An 18,291-nucleotide genomic window follows, 5' to 3' on the forward strand; every position below is an offset into this window, starting at 1 on the left:
CGCAAAAAGAGTGTACGCACGACCGTATGTTTACTGCAATCGCTGGCGTGGCCTCCGCGCGCGTCCCGCCCCGAGGGGCAGTGGCTATGGGGCGTCGACGGGATCGGGGACCGCCCGCAGCGGTCGCGCACCGTCACCGGCGGTCAGGGTGAACGCCCGGGGGTCCGGACGCCGGGTTGCCCTCCAGTACGACGTGCCGGTACCGGGCCAGGACTGCCTGTTGTGTCCGGTGTGGTCGAGGAACCAGCTGTGACAGCCACCGGTGTTCCACACCGACCGGCCCAACTTGGCGTGCAGCCGAGCGTTGAACGCCCGTTGGACATCGGCGCGCACCTCGATCCGGGTGGCTCGCTGCCTGCGCATCATGCGCAGGCACTCGATGACGTAGTGCAACTGGGCCTCGATGACGAAGAGGATCGACTGGGCTCCACCACCCGAGTTGGGGCCCATCAGCGTGAAGAGGTTCGGGAACCCCGCGACGGTGGTGCCCAGGTGCGCGGTCATGCCGTCGCGCCAGGCGTCCTGGATGGTGAGTCCGCCACGGCCGACAATGTGTTCGTCGGCGCACCGGTTGTCGGTCGAGAAGCCGGTGCCGAGGACCACCACGTCCGCCTCGTGCAGATCCCCGTCCGCCGTCCGGATGCCGCTCTCCGTGAACTCGGCGATCGGGGAGGTGACGAGGTCCACGTCGTCCCGCAGCAGCGTGGGGTAGTAGTCGTTCGTCAGCAGGATGCGCTTGCACCCGATCTGGTACGTCGGGGTCAGCTTCCTGCGGAGCTCCGGATCCGGCACCTGTTTCTCCAGCGTGCGGCGCGCCACCAGTTCGAGCACCTTGACGAACTTCGGGTTGAGGAAGGCGAGCACCGGGAGCTCGTGCGTCCAGTACGCGGCGAGCCGGTACAGTCGCTGGACGAACGGCACGGCTCGGAAGAGCTTCTGCTCCGCCTCCCGCATCGGGCGGTCCGCCTTCGGCAGCACCCAGTGCGCATTGCGCTGGAAGACGTCCACATGCGCAGCCGTACCGGCGATCTCCGGGATGAACTGCACCGCGCTCGCGCCGGTTCCGATGACGGCGACGCGTTTGCCCTTCAGGTCGACGGAGTGGTCCCACTGCGCCGAGTGGAACAGCGCCCCCTCGAAGCGGTCCATGCCCGGGAGGTCGGGGACGTTCGGCTTGTGCAGCACGCCGTGTGCCAGGACGACGATGCGCGGCCGGTACTCCTGCCCCGACCGGGTCCGTACCCGCCAACGGTCGCTCTCCTCGTCGAACTCGTAGGAGACCGCCTCGCTGTTGAACCGGATGTACCGCTCCAGATCGCGCTCCTTGACCACGCCCTTGACGTAGTCGAGGATCTCCGGCTGCTTCGCGTACATCCTGCTCCAGCCCCGGTTCGGGGCGAAGGAGTACGAGTACATGACGCTCGCGACGTCGCACGCGCAACCGGGGTACGTGTTCTCCCGCCAGGTGCCGCCGACGCCGTCCGCCTTCTCCAACAGGACGAAGTCGGAATGACCCGCGTCCAGCAGCTTCATCGCCATGCCGAGACCGGCCAGCCCGGTACCCGTGATCAGCACGTCCGGCGTCTCGAATTCCCCTGCGTTCGCCGGTGCAGAACCCATCAGGCGTCTCCTTACCTTCTCGATCGGCGTGTTCTCGGCCGGTGCGGGGGAGCGGAGCGCGCCGCACGCGGGGAACAGCGGGCCGGTGGCGGGTCCATCATCCGGAACGTCCCTGAAACCGCTCTGCCCGTGCGGACGAGCCGACGTCAGAGTCCCGTCAGATCCGTTTGGCAGCATCGGGACGTCCATATCTGCGGGACAGGTGAGATGGGAGATCTGATCCCCCTTGAGCCCGACTCAGACGCACAAGAAGGCAAAGCCACGCCCCCGGGCGTCCGGGAGCCCCGGTACCGACGCCCGGCAGCGCCGCCGCGCGCACGTCATCGTGATCGGCGCCGGGCTCGCCGGACTGGCCGCCGCCGTCCGGTTCCGCCGCGACGGCCGGGACGACTTCCTGGTCCTCGAACGCGGCGACGAGGTCGGTGGCACCTGGCGCGACAACACCTATCCCGGCGCGGCGTGTGACGTACCCTCACACCTCTACTCGTACTCGTTCGCCCGGAATCCCGGATGGACCCGGTCCTTCTCCCCGCAGGCGGAGATCCAGGACTACATCGCCCGTGTGGCGAGCCGCCACGGAGTGCGCGACAAACACGTCTTCGGGTGCGAGGTGCACCGCGCCAGCTGGAACGAGGACGCCGCACAGTGGGAGCTGGAGACCTCCAAGGGTCCGTTCGCCGCCGACGTCCTGGTGGGTGCGTTCGGAGCGCTGTGCGAGCCCGCGGTGCCCGACATCCCCGGGATCGACACCTTCGCCGGCCACCTCTTCCACTCGGCCAGGTGGAACCACGAGGTCGACCTTGCGGGCAAGAAGGTCGCCGTCGTCGGCACCGGTGCATCGGCCGTCCAGATCGTGCCCGCCATCGCACCGGAAGTCGCCGAACTCCAGGTGTACCAGCGCACCGCCCCGTGGGTGCTGCCCCGCCTGGACCGCCGCTACTCGCGGCTCGAACGCCTCGCCTGCACGTACGTCCCGTTCTACCAGCGCCTGGTGCGTTCGGGCATCTACTGGGCCCACGAGGCACAGGCGATCGCCCTGGCCAAGAATCCCGTGCTGCTGCGCCCGGTCGAACTGCTCGCCAGGGCGAGGCTGCGCCGGGACGTTCCCGACCCGACCCTGCGTCGGCGCCTCACCCCCCGCTACCGCCTCGGCTGCAAGCGGATCCTGCTCTCCAACACCTACCACCCGGCGTTCCGGCACGACCACGTCCACCTCGTCACGGACGGCATCGCCGAGATCCGCGAGAAGTCCGTCGTCACCACCGACGGCACCGTGCGCGACGTCGACGCCATCGTCGTCGCGACCGGCTTCCACGTCACGGACTCGCCCACGTACCGGAAGATCCACGGGAAGGACGGCCGGAGCCTCGGCGACGTCTTCGACGAGGTGGGCCGTCAGTGCTACAAGGGAACCGCGATCGCCAACTTCCCCAACATGTTCCTCCTGGTCGGTCCCAACACGGGCCTCGGTCACAACTCGATGATCTTCATCATCGAGGCACAGGTGAACTACCTGGCCGACGCGATCGCAACCATGGAACGACGCCGCATCCGCTCCGTCGAGGTCCGCGCGGAGACCCAACGGGCCTACACCCGCACACTGCAGCGGGAGCTCTCCTCGAGCGTGTGGAACGCCGGCGGGTGCTCCAGCTGGTACCTGGACAAGCACGGTGCCAACACGACGATGTGGCCCGGTTTCTCCTTCGACTTCCGTCGGATCACCCGGACCTTCGACCTCGACGCCTACCACGTCACGACCCGAGGACCAGCATGACCAACACCAAGGACACCGGTGGATTCGCCGGGAAGGTCGCCGTCGTCACCGGTGCGGGATCGGGCATCGGCCGAGCCCTCGCCGTACACCTCGCCGGGCTCGGTGCCCGGCTCGCGCTGTCCGACCTCGACACCGAGGGCGTCGAGGCGACCGCCCTGCTGTGCGAGGCCGCCGGTGCGGAGGTACTCACCGACACCCTGGACGTGACCGAACGCGCGACGGTGCTGCGGTACGCGGGCGACGTGCGCGCCCACTTCGGCCGGGTGCACCAGGTCTACAACAACGCCGGCATCGCCCACTACGGGGAGGTGGCCCGGGAGTCGTTCAAGGACCTCGAGCGCGTCCTCGACGTCAATTTCTGGGGCGTGGTCAACATGACCAAGGCTTTCCTGCCCCACCTGATCGAGTCGGGAGACGGCCACGTCGTCAACGTCTCCAGCCTCTTCGGGCTGGTCACCTTCCCCGGGCAGAGCGCCTACAACGCCTCCAAGTTCGCTGTGCGCGGGTTCACCGAGTGCCTGCGCCAGGAAATGCTCCTGGCCCGGCATCCGGTCCAGGTGTCCTGCGTCTTCCCCGGAGGGATCAAGACGGCGGTCGCCCGCAACGCGACCGCGGCCGAAGGGCTGGACGCGGCAGGGATCGCCAGGGCCTTCGACCGCCGACTGGCCCTGCACAGCCCCGAGATGGCAGCCCGCACGATCGTGGAGGGCGTCCGCAAGCGTCGGGCCCGCATCCTGGTCGGTGCCGAGGCCAAGGCACTCGACCGGCTGGGCAGGCTCGCCCCCACGGGCTCCCAGCGATTCGGTGCCTGGATGTCGCGGCTCGTCAGGATCGCTCCCCGCCCGGGGGCGGTGCGATGACGCAGCTGCCGATCCCCCTCGCCCGGGTCCTGCTGCACCCGTACTTCCGCCTCACCTTCCACCACCGGGTGCCGTGGCCGGTACAGCGGGTGCTGCTCAGTGCGGGATCGCGTCTCCAACCGCTCCCCCGGGGCACCTCCGTGTACCGCCTGCGCCTCGGTGAGCGGCCTGCCGAGCGCATCAGCGTCGGCGCCGCGGACCGTGCCGATGGCGCCCCGCACGGGGCCGTGCTGTACCTGCACGGCGGTGGGTACACGGTGGGCGGACCGGTCACACACCGCTCCCTGGCCGCCCACCTGTCCCGCGCCATCCGCCGCCCCGTCTACCTGCTGGACTACCGCCTCGCTCCCGAGCACCCGTGCCCCGCGGCAGTGGAGGACACCATCGCCGCCTTCGACGCACTCGCGTGCCTCGAGGGCACCGGAGCGGGCTCCCTCGCCCTCGCGGGAGACTCTGCGGGCGGCGGTATCGCGCTCGCCACGGCCCAGCAACTCCTCGCCGAGCGGGGGGAGCGGCCTGCGGCACTCGCCCTCATCTCGCCCTGGGCGAACCCCAACGAAACCGCGGACCAGAAACGCGACCTCGTCGTCAACCGCTCGTGGGGATTGGCCTGCGGTGCTGCCTACCTGGGCGACGGGGATCCCGCCGACCCGCGCTTCGCCCCCCTGCTGGGCCCGCTGGAAGGACTTCCCCCGACGTACCTGCACACCAACACCCGAGAGTTGCTGTACGCACAGTGCCAGGCCCTCGGCGTGGCCCTCAGACGGGCCGGCGTCCCGGTCCGCTACGTCGAGAGCCCTTCGCTGTGGCACGCCGCGCAGGCCCAGGCAGGGCTGGTGCGGGAGGCGGCCGAGTCCCTGCGGGACGTGGGCAACTTCCTGATGACGGTGTGGTCGGCGCAGGCACGCCCGGGTCCGGGGGAGCGGGACCAATCCGTCGAGGTCACGTCGCCGGGTGCGTGAGCGGATCAGACGGCTGCGGCGGCGACGCTGGACCGCCGTGGCCGGCCGGTGAAGAGCTCCACCTCGGGGAGGGCTCCCGCGCGGTCGCCGTTCGGCTCACGGCACGGCCTCGGTGTCCGTCAGGTCGTACCCGGGCTCGACCCGCAACACCCGCTGCTCCGCATCCCTGTTCACCGACCTACCCGTCGGGCGCAGCGTCGCGGGCCCGCTCGACGAGCAGTCGGGGGCGTGATTCAGGCGGCACTGCGTCACCGCGCGGGGCGCAGGAGCGAGCCCGGGCGGAGCACCGTGACTCGACGCGCCGACTCGGTGTGCCGTCCACGAGGGTCCGTACACCGCGGTGCCCCGGCCGGCCGCAGCCCCGGCGCCCGGCGTTCCCGCCCCGCACCGAGGGTCTGGTGCCAACCGAGGTGCCCGGGACGAGACGGGGGCCTACGGTTCGGTGGGCAGTCCCAGTTTCGCGGACCACAGCGCGACCAGTCGTTCGCCGAAACCGGCAGCCGTTTCGGTGCGGTACCGACGGGTGGTGGAGCGGATGCCCTCGGCGCTCGCCCCGGATTCCTCTTCGGCCGGCCGGCGGACCCCGGGGTTGAGCGTTGGCGCAGCGTCCTCGATCACGTACGACCCCTTTCCGTCACGCCGTCCGACGGAGCGGTGGCAAGTCCCGCCCCCGCTAGGAGTCGGCAGCGTCCCGCTCCAGGGCGGCCAGCCGTGACGCGTAGTGGGCGGCGACCCCGTGGGAGATGTTGTTCGCGGTGTTCCTGGCGGCGGTGCTCACGAACGGCTCGAGGGTCTTCTCCATCATCCGGCCCGCGATTCCGCCGGGCAGTTGGAACTCGACGCGGAACTCCACCGTGCAGTGCGTGTCGTCAACGGCAGCGAAGTCGAAGCTCGTGTACGAGTCCATACCGGAGATCGACTTGTAGGCGACGCGTACGTTGCGCTCCCATTCCACCGTCTGGATCGTGGACTTCACCGAGGAGGGGCCCACCTTGGAAACCGCCTGGAATTTCGCGCCCACTCCGTGTTCCGGATCGCCCACCGGCCGGTAACTCACCATGCCGTGCCAGTAGTCGGTCACGTTGCGGTGGTCGTCGAGGTACTCGAAGGTGATGTCGAGTGGTGCACTGCACGTGGCGACGAAACGCACTTCGGTCATGTCGAGATCCGTTCTGTGCTCGATTTCGTGGCCTCCACGGCCACGCTGGGTCCATCGACCCTCATGCGATACGGGTGGAGCGGAAGGGGCAGGATTCGAACCTGCGCGGGCGTGAACCCGACCGGGATCACCCGGTCCTCGTTAGGCCGCTTCGAGTACCCTTCCTGGTTCCTGCTTCTCCGGCGCGATGCTCGGATCCGGTCCGCTCAGATGATGTTCGTGGCCCTCGCCACGCTCCACAACGAGCGGGGCGATATCCCGCCGTCGAAGGCGAAGTACTCCGGCATCACTTCCGTCGGACACCATTTCGACTTGTATTCGAGCTGGCTCTTCGCGGGATACAGGCGGTCTCCGCGGTCGGCGACGAGCCGGACGATGCGTGTGGCCGTCCCGCTCGCGGTGGCCAGCTGGTGGCCCTCGTCGAGTCCGGTGAAGGGCGTGAACCCGAAGTGCAGCCAGGTCGCCCCCAGCTCCCGCATGTGCTCGATGGCACGCGAGTTGATGGCCTCCATGACACCGGGAGGGCAGTCGGGCAGGCGTCGACTCAGGTCGTGCAGCCAGCCGGGCCGTGAACCGTACACGGGCACGAAGGAGATGTAGGCGACCACCCGGCCGTCGATCCTGCCCACGAAGAGCTTGCGCAGCGCCTGCCAGGAACCGCCGATCTCACCGATGAGGAAGGCGAGTTCCTTGGTGTGCCGGCCCTTGTCCCGCAGCCACTGCCCGTCGATCCGCCGAATGTCGTCGGCGACCTCCCCGGCGTCCGCCTCCGAAACGTCGAGGCCGGCCCGAAGAGCCCTGGATATCTTGTTCCGCAGCCGGACGAACCTCTTTCCGCGGAGACTGAAGTCCGTGAGGTCAACGGCGTACGAGGCACCCACCTGATTGACGGTCAGTCCGAGACCGGCGAAGAGTTCCGCGTCCGCACGCTGGAGTTGCACCCCCACGATGCGGAACCTGCGGTCGTGCGCGTGCGCCAGGAACGCCGACTGCAACCGTTCCCTGCTGTCCCCACCGGTGAACGGCCCTCCGAACTGGATCAGCCGCCGACCTTGGCGTCGGTAGCAGACGAATCCGTCGACCCCGGGATGGGTGAAGTACTCGTTCCCCTCGTTGAGGGCGAGGAATCCACTCGGGTTGTCCGCGTACCGCTGAAGAGCGGCCACCACCGAGGCAGGGCCTTCCGTGCGGAGCGAATCGGGCACCTTCATGCGCTGTCCCCCACGTTCGGAATTCAGTGGTGCAGACGCTAGCGGTCCCGTCTGACATCGGACCGATTCCACACCCCGAGCGACGTCAGCGCCGTTTCAGAGCCGCTGTCGATACTCGTCGGCATACCTGGTGACGGTGCGGCCCGCCCAACCAGAATCGGAATCGAGATTGCAGGGGTCACTTTGACACTGAACGACGGAGCCCATCGAATACCCTCGCTGAGCAGTTACGTCCGGGGCAAGGACGTGGAGAGCGGCCAGTGGGTCTACGTGCTGTCCGCACGGGCGGTCCTGGACGACTCGTTCGCCAGCCTCAGCCTCAAGCGCAAGCTGGAGTCCGGAACCCTCTCGCCCGCCGACGCGCCCGAGGGCGTGGTCGTCGGCCGGGTGGCCGTGGCCGAACCGGAGACCGTCGAGGACGCACTCGACGCCGCCGCCGAAGCGACGAAGACCTGGCGCGCAGCCCCCCTCTCCACCCGTTTCGACGGCTGGATGGAGCTGCTGCGCCGGACCGTCACCGAGCACCGGGACGAGCTCGTCCACCTACTGATGCTCGAAGGTCACCCGCAGGAGCTTGCGCAGTGGGAGATCTCGGGGATGCTCGAGCTCTCCAGGAAGGAGTCGGCGGACTACCTGCGCGGCCAGCTGTGGCAGGAGTTCTCCGTCGACGGCCGCCGCAACATCATCCGCCGGCAGGCCGACGGAGTGGTCTGCGTGACCCCGCCCGCGAACGCGCCGCTGGTCAGTGCGCTCCTGGGCACCATGTGCCTCCCGGGAGGCAACGCCGTCGTCGTGCGGGCACCGCGCACGGCCCCCTACGGGGTGACCTACGCGCTGCGCCACCTCATCGTGCCGATCCTCGACGAACTCGGCGCCCCACCCGGTCTGCTCAACATCGTGTGCGGCCACCCGGGCCCGATGCTGGATACCTGGATCAACAGCCCGCTCGTCGACGACATCATGTACTTCGGTGACGTACCGAGCGGTTTGAAGCTGGAGCGCAGGTGCGTCGAGGCGGGGAAGAAGCCGATCCTCGAACTCGCCGGCAACGACGTCGTCGTGGTCTGGAAGGACGCGGATCTCGACCGGGCCGCCGATGCGCTCGCCGAGAGCTTCTACGGCTCGGGCCAGCTCTGCATGATCCCCAACCAGGCGGTCGTACATCCGGCCGTGGCGGAGGACCTGATCGAGCGCCTCACCGAGCGGGCCCTTGCCCTGCGTCCCGGCTACCCGGACGAGGACGGTGTGCTGCTCTCTCCCGTCCTGCGCCACGACAAGTTCAACCAGTTCCTCACCGACGCGGTCGACGGCGGTGCCACGCTGGTCACCGGCGGCCACGGGATGCAGCTCGACGGGACCCGGGACAGCTCCGGGTTCTTCCTGGAGCCGACGGTGCTGCGCGTCGAGGGCCTGGCCGGCGCCCGAGACCTCGACGCGGTCAAGCACGAGACCTTCTTCCCGCTGCTGCCCGTCATCGTCCCCGCACCTGCCGACGACGACGCGCTCCTCGACGACCTCATCGAGTTCGTGAACACCAACCTCTACGGGCTGCGCAACTCCGTGTGGGCGCAGGACCCCTCGGTGATCGACAGGTTCGTCGCGGAGACCGTCACCGGCGGGCTGCTCAAGGTGAACGACTCGCACATCGCCTTCACCGCACCGCTGCCCTCGCACGGGGGCACCGGCCTCACCGGCGGCGCGTTCGGCGAGGCCAACTACCCGCTGCTGCGCACCACTCACCTCCAGGGAATCTCCATCGTTGCGAGCGGTTCCTCGCGACCCTCGGCAAAGGACGGGCACGATGCGCACTCTTGACGAAGCACGCGCGGTCTGCGAGACGTACCTGCCAGGACTGTTGTCCGAGCTGTCCGGCGTCCCGTTCGCCGAGCTCGAGAAGCCGGGCAACCGCGGCCTCGAACTCTTCCGGGCCAGTGGCGGCCCCGGCCTGGTCATCCCCAAGAGCTACTCGGGCGCCGGCGCGAGCCCCCTGGAGGCGATCCAGGTCACCCGCGCGATCGGCGCTGCAGCGCCCTCCCTGTCCGTCGCCTCGACGATGCACCACTTCTCGGTGGCGACCGTCTTCACCCTCGCCGAGAGCCTGCGGTCCAGTGGTGTCGAGTGGGCGCTGCTGGAGGGCATCGCCACCCAGAACCTTCTGGTGTCCTCCGGATTCGCCGAGGGCAACCCCGGGCAGGGCATCCTGTCCCCGACCGTCGGCGGCGTGCGCAAGGACGGCGGCATCGTCGTCAACGGCTCGAAGCGTCCGTGCAGCATGTCACGTTCCATGGACCTGCTGTCTGCGAGCGTCTCGGTGCCGCGGGAGGACGGTGGGAACGAGACGGTCCTGATGCTCGTACCGGCGGAAACCCCGGGCGTGTCCGTCCACCCGTTCTGGCGTAGCAACGTGCTCGCGGGAGCGGAGAGCGACGAGGTCCGACTCACGGACGTCTTCGTCGACGACCGACTGCTCGTGCCCACCGAGGTGGGGGAGCAGGGGGAGCTGGACGAACTGCAGACCGTGGGCTTCATGTGGTTCGAGATGCTGATCACCTCCTGCTACCTGGGCATGGCCAGCGCGCTGGTGGAGCGGTCCTTCGCCGGCGGGAGGACCGACGCGCGGTCGACTGCGGAGCTGGGCGTCCGACTGGAGACGGCGACGCTGCTGCTCGAGGGCATCGCCCGGCAGCTGATGGTGAAGGAGGGCGACAACGCAGCTCTCACCAAGGCCATGATCGCGCGGTACGGCGCTCAGGAGGCGATCGTGGACGCCGCCCGCACGGCGGTCGAGGCGATCGGTGGCATGGGCTTCATCTCATCGCCCGACGTCGCCTACCTCGCCGCGGCCTGCCACTGCGTCAACTTCCACCCACCGTCGTTGTCCAGCTCCGGCCGTGCGCTCGCAGCGAACTTCGCCGGTGACGTCCTGCGATTCGAGTGAGGCCCGATGAAACGTGAGGAGTTCGTGACGGACGACGCGCGCGTCTCGGCGGCGTACCGGCGCACCATGAGTTCGGGGCGCGCCCGCCTCGCCGAGGTACTCGGTGGCCAGGTGGAAGTGGAGTCCTCCGGCGCGTGGATCACCACCAGCACCGGCGAGAAGATCCTCAACGTCGGCGGGTACGGCGTCTTCATCACCGGCGCCCGCCACCCCACCGTGGTGCATGAGGTCGAGCGGCAACTGCACACGCATCCGATCGGCACCCGGATCTTCCTCGATCCCGCTGCCGCGCGAGCGGGCGAACTGCTGACCTCCGTGATGCCGCCGGGCCTGGAACGCGTGCACTTCTCGGGGTCGGGCACGGAGGCGGTCGAAGCCGCGATCAAGCTCGCCCGCCTCAACGGGCGTCGCCGTCTGGTGTCCATGGTCGGCGGCTACCACGGCAAGACGCTGGGCGCCCTGTCGGTGACCGCGAAGCCGACGTTCCAGGATCCGTTCAAGCCGTTGCTGCCCGACGTCGGCCACGTGCCGTTCGGCGACGTCCCGGCGCTCGCAGCCGAGTTGGAGCGCCATCCGGGCGAGGCCTGTGTGATCGTCGAGCCGGTGCAGGGCGAGGGCGGCGTGGTGATCCCCCCACCGGGGTACCTGGCCTCCGTACGGGCAGTGTGTTCGCAGTACGGTGCCCTGCTCGTCGTGGACGAGGTGCAGACGGGCCTCGGCCGGCTCGGCTCCTGGTGGGGCTGCGAAGCCGCCGGGGTCAGCCCCGATGTCCTGTGCTCCGGGAAGGCCCTCGGCGGCGGTGTGATGCCGGTCGCCGCGACCATCGCCACATCAGAGGTGTTCGCGGTGCTCGACCGCGACCCGGTCCTGCACACCTCGACGTTCTCGGCGGCGCCGATCGCCATGGCCGCCGTGTGCGGGGCGATCCGAGCCATCCAGGAGGACGGTCTGGTCGCACGTGCCGCGGCGCTGGGGGCCCTGCTCACGCCGGCGCTGGAGCGCATCGTCGGAACGCACTTGGCGCACCATCCGCACGAGGTGCGCGGAGCGGGCCTGCTCATCGGCATCGAGTTCGCCGATCCGGCCATGGCGGCCGACCTGTTCATCGCGCTCGTCGCCAACGGCGTCGTCGCGAACCTTTCGCTCAACTCGGACCACGTCGTCCGGCTCACGCCGCCCGCGACGATGACGGATTCCGACGTGGAGTTTCTTGTCGACCGGTTCGAACAGGCGGCCAGCGTGGTCGCCGAGCGGAACCCCGAACACGAGGTGCTTGCCGATGCGTAGTCTGGAACTGACGTTGCGTTCCTCCACCGCGGACGCCGATCTGGCGTACCAGCGGATCACCGATTTCGCGAGCTACCCGGAGTTCGTGGACGAGGTCCGATCCGTCGTGGTGCACCCCAACGACGGTGACGGTCCCCTGGTCAGCGAATGGGACATCCTCTTCCGGAACGGCCCGTTGCGCTGGTCCGAAGTCGACTACCTCCAGCCCGGCCAACGACGCATCGTCTTCGAGCAGAAGACGGGGGACTTCGAGGTCTTCCGCGGCTCGTGGCGGGTGGAACCCGTTCCGGGCGGCTGCGAGGTGACCTTCGAGGCCAGCTTCGACTTCGGGATCCCGAGCCTCGCCGGCGTGCTCGAACCCATTGCGACGAAAGTACTCAAGGAAGCCATCGCCACCATCGTGTACCGCCTGCTCGGAGGGGCGACCGTGGTGGGCGACCCGGCGACCGAGGCGGCGATGAACGCACGACTCGGCCGCCCCCGGGAGGCCGACACCGTCCTCTCGGCGTGACACGGGGCTGACGATGGACCACCTGAACCGCTTCGAGAGCAAGGTGACGTTCCGGTTGCTGCGCCTGGAGTACGGTGTCGCGCTCGTCGTGTGCTCGGCGCTCTTCCTGCTGCACCTCTCCGAGGTGCGCTGGCTGCCGGCGCTGGTGCTCTTCGCCTACATCGACGTGATCGGCTACATCCCGGGCGCCATCGCCTACCGGCGCTCCGAGGACGGCCGCATCCCCAAGGTCTACTACGTCCTCTACAACACGATGCACAGCCTCGTCACGCAGGCGGTGGTCCTCGCCGCGTGGGCGGCGGTGCACGGTTTCGAGTGGGCCATGCTCGCCGTGCCCATCCACCTGTGCGGCGACCGGGCCTTGTTCGGCAACTTCCTGAAGTCATTCCGGGTGCGCTTCGAACCGGTGGCACTGCCGACGTTCGTCGAGTTCGACGAACGTGCCGCCCGGCGCAGTCACGGAGATCACCCGCTTCCCGAGCGGGTCTGAGGTGAGGAACTGATGTCCGGGAACACGGAACGCCCCATCATCATCGGCGCGGGCCCGGGAGGTCTCGCGGTCGCGTGGACGCTCAAGGAAGCCGGCCTCGACCCCCTTCTCCTGGACCGGGAGAAGATCGCCTGCTCCAGCTGGCACTCCTATTACCCGTCGCTGCGGATGAACTCGTGGCGCCGGCTGAGCTCGCTGCCCGGCATGCGGCTGTCCTCGGAGTACGGCCCGTGGCCGATGCGCAACGACTTCCTCGCGTACATGAAGAAGTACATCGAGGTCCTCGATCCCGACGTCCGCTACGAGACCGAGGTCCACCGCGTCGACCGCGAAGCCGGCCGATGGGTGGTGCGGACCTCCATCGGGGACCTGACGTCCAGGCACGTCGTCGTCGCCAGTGGCCTGCACCGCAAGCCCTTCATCCCGGACTGGCCGGGGTTGGACGAGTTCGAGGGTGAACTGCTGCACGCGCGCGACTACGAGGTGCCGGACCCGTTCGTCGGCAAGGACGTCCTCGTCGTCGGTTGCGGGCCGACGGGGATCGACATCGCGGTGGCGATGGCGCACGCGGGAGCCTCCCGCGTGCGCATGTCCATCCGCAACATGCCGGTGCTGTTCAAGCTCAGTCCGTCCACGTCACTGCTGTGCCAGGCCATCAAGCACGGCCCGCTGCCGCACTGGCTGGTCAACCGCGCCAGCCTGCTGATGCACCGGATGCAGTGGGGCGACCTGTCGCGGTACGGGCTGCCCATGCCGAAGGAGGGCACGATGGCGGGCACGGCCCGCATCGGCCACGCCTACGGCGCCATCGACCGGGGGCTGGTGCCCGCCGTCCGCGAAGGGACCATCGGCATCGTGCCCGGGGTCACGGGCTTCAACAAGAAGGCCGTACTGCTGGAGGACGGCACGAGCATCAAGCCGGACGTCGTCATCGCCGCCACGGGACAACGGCCGGGCATGGAGCCGCTCGTAGGACACCTGGGTGTCCTGTCGCAGCCGGGCGGCCGGCCGATCGTCCATGGCGGTCGGACCGTGCCGCACGCCCCCGGGCTCTACTTCCAGGGCTACCGGCTGCCGCCCGGACAGCTGCCCGACATGGCTGTCGACGCCCGGGCGATCGCCCGGGACATCACCGGCAGCCGCCGGTTCGCGCTGCCCCACGTCCTCAGGAGCAGGCGATGACGGCACCCGGAACGCCCTGGGCGAGCAGCGGCTTCACCGCGCCCCGACCCCGGCTGCACGGTACCCACCGCTGCGACGTCGCGGTCATCGGCGCAGGTCTCGCGGGCTTGTCCACCGCGGTCGAACTGCTGGAGCACAAGCCTGAGTTGAGGGTGACGGTCCTGGAGGCGGACCACGTGGCGGCGGGTGCCAGCGGCCGGGGAACCGGGCTGCTCGGCCCCAGGCTGGGCCCGGCACTCACCACCGTGCGCCGCAGGTACGGCGACGACCTCGCGCGTGCCACTTACCTCTGGTCGCTCGCCGCGGTGCAGCACGTGCTCGACCTCGTGGAGCGCCACCGGATCAGCTGCGACCTGACCCCCGGCAGCCAACTCGTCGTCGCCACCGGCGAAAGGGCCGCCGAGCAGCAGTGGCGGGAGGCGGACGCCGCCCGTGCGCTCGGCGTACCCGTGTCGTTCGTCGGCCCCGACGCGCTGCCACCGGTAGCGGCCCGGTACGCCAGCGGCCTGCGCTACTCCCACGCCGCCACCCTCGATCCCGCCGCGCTCACGGAACAGCTCGCACGGATCGGGGAACAGCGCGGCCTGACCGTCTTCGAACGCAGCCGGGTGCGCGGCGTGCGGCGCGGCCTGCTGTTGACGGTGTCCACGGACGACGGCGAAGTCGTCGCCGATCACGTCGTCGTCGCCGTCAACGCGTACGGCGGGGCGCTGAAGGCGCCGACGGGCGTGGTCGGCGTACGCGTACAAGCCGGAGTCACGCGGAAGCTCACCGACGACGCCCTCGCTGCGCTGGCGGGGCTGCACACCGAACCACTGATCGAGCACGGTGAGCTGTCACCGTACTTCCGGCTCACGGCTGACGGGCGGCTCGTGGTCGGCGGACGCGACGTACGGCGCGGTCCCCACGGGTCGCTCGCGCCCAGTCCGGGCAGGCTCGGCGCGGCGGTACGCGCGCTGTCACCGGCACTGTCCGACGCCCAGGTCGAGGCGACCTGGGCGGGACCCGTCGCCGTCACCCGCGACGGCCTCCCGGTCGTCGGCCACCACCCCGACGACCCCAGGCTGTTCCACGCAGCGGGGTGCAACGGTCACGGGCTCGCCATCTCCGTCCACCACGGCGCCTATCTGGCGCGGTGGATCGCCGACGGGGACAGGGACCCGCTGACCTCCGCGCTGCCCTGGATGCGCCCGAAGGGCCCGTGGATCCCGCGCGGGCGCCTCGTGGACCGCGTGCTCGACCGCTACCTCGCCCGTCTCGCGGACGAGTCCGACCCGCGTCACGCACCGGGTCGGGTGACCGACACGGAGCCGGCGGCGACCGGCAGCCACGTACGACCGACGGAGGGACGACCATGAGCGGCGTCGGACGGGACACCGCGAACGCCAACCAGCGGCTGGCGACATCGGCGTCGATCAACAGCGTGTCGATCTCCGAGCCGATGGACGGGATGCCGCCCGGGCCGCCGGAGTCGGTACTGCGGCAGACGATCCGCTTCCGGCGCGGCCGCCAGCACTACCTGCCCGAGATGCACGACCGGTTCGGGGACATCGTCACCCTCCGGGTGGTGCCCGGCGGGCCGTTCGTGATCCTGCGCAACCCCGAGCACATCAAGGAGGTGTTCAAGGGCGCGCCGGAAGTCTTCCACGCCGGCGAGGGCAACGCGCTCCTGGTACCGATCGTCGGCCGCCACTCCGTACTGACCCTGGACGCGCCCGAGCACCGGCCGGCACGCAAGCGGATGATGCCGCCGTTCCACCACGAGCGCATCGCGGCCCTGACCGCGACCATGCGGGACATCGCCGAGCAGGAGGCACGCAGTTGGCCCCTCGGTACACCGGTCAGACTCCTGGACCGGGCCTACGCGCTCACCCTGGACATCATGATCCGGGTGGTGTTCGGCGTCGATGACCCGGTCCGCGCGGCCGCTCTGGGCCGTGCCCTGCGCCGCGTCGCCGACATCGGACTGACGGACATCCTGGTGTGGATCCGCCCGGAGCTGGGCAAGGTGTGGCCCTGGCGCAACGTGGTGCGCAACCTGGAGCACGCCGACGAGCTGATCTACGCCGAGATCGCCCGCCGCCGTAAGGACCCGCAGCGGGCGATGCGATCGGACGTGTTGTCCATGCTGCTGGCGGACCAGCCCTCCGACGAGATCGTCCGCGACGAGGTGATGACCCTCCTGGTGGCAGGCCACGAGACCACAGCCGTCGCGCTGGCCTGGCTCTTCGAGCGCCTGCTGCGCCATCCCCGGGCACTGGCCCGGGTGCGCGAGGGCATCGACGAGCCGAAGGACCCGTACCGCACCGCGGTCTTCAAGGAGGCGTTGCGGGTCCGGCCCGTGATCCACAACGTCGCGCGGCGACTGACGGAGCCGATCGAGCTCGGGGGCTACCGGCTGCCCGCAGGTGTCTCGGTGCTCCCTTCCGTCGGGGCGGTCCAGTCCGACCCGCGGTTGTGGGGCCCCGACGCCCGGCTGTTCCGCCCGGAGCGCTGGTTGGAGTCCACCCCGCCGCAGAACGCCTGGATCCCCTTCGGCGGCGGAGCACGGCGTTGCCTGGGTGCGATGTTCGCCCAGGTGGAGGTCGAGACGGTGCTCGCGGGCGTGCTGCGCGCCGTTGAACTCAGGGCCGTCGACCCGGGCGACGAGGGCAGCGCCATGAACCACATCACCATGGTCCCCAAGCGAGGAGCCCGGGTCGTCGCCGTGCGTCGGCTCGGGGCGCGGGGCGGACGCGTTCGAGGAACGGCATCGGCAGAGGGAGAGGAAACGTGACACGAGGTCAGCGCGTGGCCGCCATCGTCAACCCGGCGGCCGGCGGCGACGGTGACCGGATGGTCGCCGTGCTGGAGGCGGCGGCCACCGAGATGCACACCTTCAGGACGGCGGCCCCGGGCGACGCCACCGACATCGCGTACAAGCTGGCGTCCGACCCGGAGCCGCCGGACGTCATCGTCGCCGTCGGCGGCGACGGCACGGTCCTCGAAGTGGTCACCGGCCTGCACCGGTCCGGGGAGTCGTCGGCGACCCCCGCCGTGCCGCCGCTGCTGGTCGCACCCGGCGGCACGGGCAACTCGGTCTACCGCGGGTTGTGGGACGACGCACCGTGGGACGACGTTGCGGGACGCGTGCTGGCCGGGCAGACCGAGGTCCGGACGATCGACCTGGCCCGTGTCGAGCAGACCGGCGACCTGGTGGTACTCGGTTCGGGAAGCGGCCTGTTCGCGGCGACGCTGGTGGCCGCCAGGAACCGCCCGGAGCGGGGGCGCGACCTGCTGATGGCGGCCGCGCTGGCCGCCATGGAGTCGCACGAGCCCTACCCGGGGCGCGTCTCGATCGACGGTGACGTGCTGTACGAAGGCGGCATCGTCGAGACGATCGTGGGCGGATTCCGCTACCGGGGAGGGCTGCTGAACCTGGTGCCGCGATCCGTGCTGGACGACCGGCTGCTGGACATCACCGTCGTCACGTCTGCGGCGGACATGAACGCGTTCGCCGCGGCGGCCGTGCAGGGCGACGTGTACGCCGTTCCCGGCATCCGGTGGGGGCGGGGCCGGTGCATCACCGTCGAGCGCACCGACGGACAGCCGGTGCTGTACGAGCACGACGGCGAGGTCATGCCCGAGGACACGCCCGCGTACGACGTCCGCGTCCTGCCCGGGGCACTGACCGTGCTCACGGCGAAGGACGCGCCGCCGTGGTTCGGGGAGGGATGATCGTGGTCGATGTCGCTCCTCCCGGCACGGGCGAGCGGGCGCCGGACGCGGCCGCTTGCCGGACGTACTACCGCAGGCTGGCCGCCGGTGTCGCCGTGGTGACCGCGTGCGGCGCGTCGGGGTGGTCGGGAACGACGGTGAGCACCCTGACGAGCGTGTCGCTGTCGCCGCCCGTGATCCTGTGTTGCCTGTCGCGCGGTTCGCGGACCCTGGCGGCCGTCCGGCACGCCGGACGCTTCGGGGTCCATCTGCTGTCCGAAGACCAGGCGCACCTGGCCGACCGCTTCAGCCGGCCGCCCAGTGACGGCGCGCGCTTCGAGGACCTGGGACACGAGGTCCGCCTCGTGCGCGGTGTCCCGGCGATCACCGGAACGCTGGCCTTGGGGTGGTGCGACGTGGCGGCCCTGCACGAGGTGGGCGACCACGTCGTCGTGTACGGGCGGCTGACCGCGGTACGGGTCGCCAGCGGGCGCCCGCTGCTGTGGCACGACCGCTCCTACCGGACCGTCGAGGAACGGGCTGCTGCGATGAGCGCCCTGGCATGACGCCGGCCCCCGACCACCGTCGCCCAACGAGGAAG

The 18,291-nt window shown here is 70.0% G+C and carries 17 protein-coding genes and 1 tRNA gene; 13 read left to right on the forward strand and 5 right to left on the reverse strand.

Going from position 1 to position 18,291, the window contains the following annotated elements:
• Positions 1–84 precede the first annotated feature (84 nt).
• The gene (locus tag ACFXOM_RS09855) at positions 85–1,620 is read right to left on the reverse strand and encodes a flavin-containing monooxygenase (protein WP_384934179.1); all 1,536 of its coding nucleotides are present in this window, start codon (positions 1,618–1,620) and stop codon (positions 85–87) included.
• A 226-nt stretch (positions 1,621–1,846) separates the two neighbouring features.
• Between ACFXOM_RS09855 and ACFXOM_RS09860 the strand changes: the two genes are divergently transcribed.
• From ACFXOM_RS09860 to ACFXOM_RS09870, 3 genes are read left to right on the forward strand one after another with little or no spacing between them, the layout of a single operon-like run.
• Positions 1,847–3,394: a flavin-containing monooxygenase gene (locus ACFXOM_RS09860; RefSeq protein WP_384934181.1), complete on the forward strand. Its 1,548-nt coding sequence runs from the start codon at positions 1,847–1,849 to the stop codon at positions 3,392–3,394.
• Positions 3,391–4,254: an SDR family NAD(P)-dependent oxidoreductase gene (locus tag ACFXOM_RS09865; RefSeq protein ID WP_384934183.1), complete on the forward strand. Its 864-nt coding sequence runs from the start codon at positions 3,391–3,393 to the stop codon at positions 4,252–4,254. The genes ACFXOM_RS09860 and ACFXOM_RS09865 overlap by 4 nt, the downstream gene beginning before the upstream one ends.
• On the forward strand, positions 4,251–5,216 hold the full coding sequence (locus ACFXOM_RS09870) for an alpha/beta hydrolase (RefSeq protein ID WP_384934186.1): 966 nt from the start codon (positions 4,251–4,253) through the stop codon (positions 5,214–5,216). Before ACFXOM_RS09865 ends, ACFXOM_RS09870 begins: the two co-directional genes overlap by 4 nt.
• A gap of 432 nt (positions 5,217–5,648) precedes the next feature.
• Here ACFXOM_RS09870 and ACFXOM_RS09875 read toward each other — a convergent pair whose 3' ends face one another.
• The 4 genes from ACFXOM_RS09875 to ACFXOM_RS09890 all read right to left on the reverse strand — a co-directional run bounded on the left by ACFXOM_RS09875 (position 5,649) and on the right by ACFXOM_RS09890 (position 7,586).
• Complete coding sequence (locus tag ACFXOM_RS09875; protein ID WP_384934189.1) at positions 5,649–5,834, reverse strand: hypothetical protein; 186 nt, start codon at positions 5,832–5,834, stop codon at positions 5,649–5,651.
• 55 nt (positions 5,835–5,889) lie between these two features.
• Complete coding sequence (locus ACFXOM_RS09880) at positions 5,890–6,375, reverse strand: SRPBCC family protein (protein WP_385037593.1); 486 nt, start codon at positions 6,373–6,375, stop codon at positions 5,890–5,892.
• Between the two features lie 80 nt (positions 6,376–6,455).
• Positions 6,456–6,540 (reverse strand) — tRNA-OTHER (locus ACFXOM_RS09885).
• A gap of 41 nt (positions 6,541–6,581) precedes the next feature.
• Positions 6,582–7,586, reverse strand: coding sequence for a bifunctional lysylphosphatidylglycerol flippase/synthetase MprF (locus ACFXOM_RS09890; protein ID WP_384934195.1), 1,005 nt, complete (start codon positions 7,584–7,586; stop codon positions 6,582–6,584).
• Positions 7,587–7,769: 183 nt separating this feature from the next.
• Here ACFXOM_RS09890 and ACFXOM_RS09895 point away from each other — a divergent pair, with 183 nt between their 5' ends.
• The 10 genes from ACFXOM_RS09895 to ACFXOM_RS09940 are packed head-to-tail and all read left to right on the forward strand — an operon-like array spanning position 7,770 to position 18,256.
• Positions 7,770–9,401, forward strand: a complete 1,632-nt coding sequence (locus ACFXOM_RS09895) for an aldehyde dehydrogenase family protein (RefSeq protein ID WP_384934197.1) — start codon at positions 7,770–7,772, stop codon at positions 9,399–9,401.
• Positions 9,388–10,524, forward strand: coding sequence for an acyl-CoA dehydrogenase (locus ACFXOM_RS09900; RefSeq protein WP_384934200.1), 1,137 nt, complete (start codon positions 9,388–9,390; stop codon positions 10,522–10,524). Before ACFXOM_RS09895 ends, ACFXOM_RS09900 begins: the two co-directional genes overlap by 14 nt.
• A 6-nt stretch (positions 10,525–10,530) precedes the next feature.
• A complete protein-coding gene (locus ACFXOM_RS09905; RefSeq protein ID WP_384934202.1) occupies positions 10,531–11,811 on the forward strand; it encodes an aspartate aminotransferase family protein in 1,281 nt (426 codons plus the stop codon).
• Positions 11,804–12,322, forward strand: a complete 519-nt coding sequence (locus tag ACFXOM_RS09910) for a type II toxin-antitoxin system RatA family toxin (RefSeq protein WP_384934205.1) — start codon at positions 11,804–11,806, stop codon at positions 12,320–12,322. Before ACFXOM_RS09905 ends, ACFXOM_RS09910 begins: the two co-directional genes overlap by 8 nt.
• Positions 12,323–12,335: 13 nt before the next feature.
• Complete coding sequence (locus ACFXOM_RS09915) at positions 12,336–12,812, forward strand: hypothetical protein (protein WP_384934208.1); 477 nt, start codon at positions 12,336–12,338, stop codon at positions 12,810–12,812.
• A gap of 12 nt (positions 12,813–12,824) precedes the next feature.
• Entirely contained in the window at positions 12,825–13,994 is a 1,170-nt protein-coding gene (locus ACFXOM_RS09920; protein ID WP_384944340.1) for a flavin-containing monooxygenase, read from the forward strand.
• Positions 13,991–15,352 (forward strand): NAD(P)/FAD-dependent oxidoreductase, encoded by a 1,362-nt coding sequence (locus ACFXOM_RS09925; protein WP_384934213.1) that lies wholly within the window; start codon positions 13,991–13,993, stop codon positions 15,350–15,352. Before ACFXOM_RS09920 ends, ACFXOM_RS09925 begins: the two co-directional genes overlap by 4 nt.
• Positions 15,349–16,770, forward strand: coding sequence for a cytochrome P450 (locus ACFXOM_RS09930; protein WP_384934216.1), 1,422 nt, complete (start codon positions 15,349–15,351; stop codon positions 16,768–16,770). Before ACFXOM_RS09925 ends, ACFXOM_RS09930 begins: the two co-directional genes overlap by 4 nt.
• Positions 16,767–17,711, forward strand: coding sequence for a diacylglycerol/lipid kinase family protein (locus tag ACFXOM_RS09935; RefSeq protein WP_384934219.1), 945 nt, complete (start codon positions 16,767–16,769; stop codon positions 17,709–17,711). The genes ACFXOM_RS09930 and ACFXOM_RS09935 overlap by 4 nt, the downstream gene beginning before the upstream one ends.
• Positions 17,708–18,256: a flavin reductase family protein gene (locus tag ACFXOM_RS09940; RefSeq protein WP_384934222.1), complete on the forward strand. Its 549-nt coding sequence runs from the start codon at positions 17,708–17,710 to the stop codon at positions 18,254–18,256. Before ACFXOM_RS09935 ends, ACFXOM_RS09940 begins: the two co-directional genes overlap by 4 nt.
• The last annotated feature ends 35 nt before the right edge of the window (positions 18,257–18,291 follow it).

The organism is Streptomyces sp. NPDC059169 (genome assembly GCF_042755225.1).
Classification (GTDB): Bacteria; Actinomycetota; Actinomycetes; order Streptomycetales; family Streptomycetaceae; genus Streptomyces.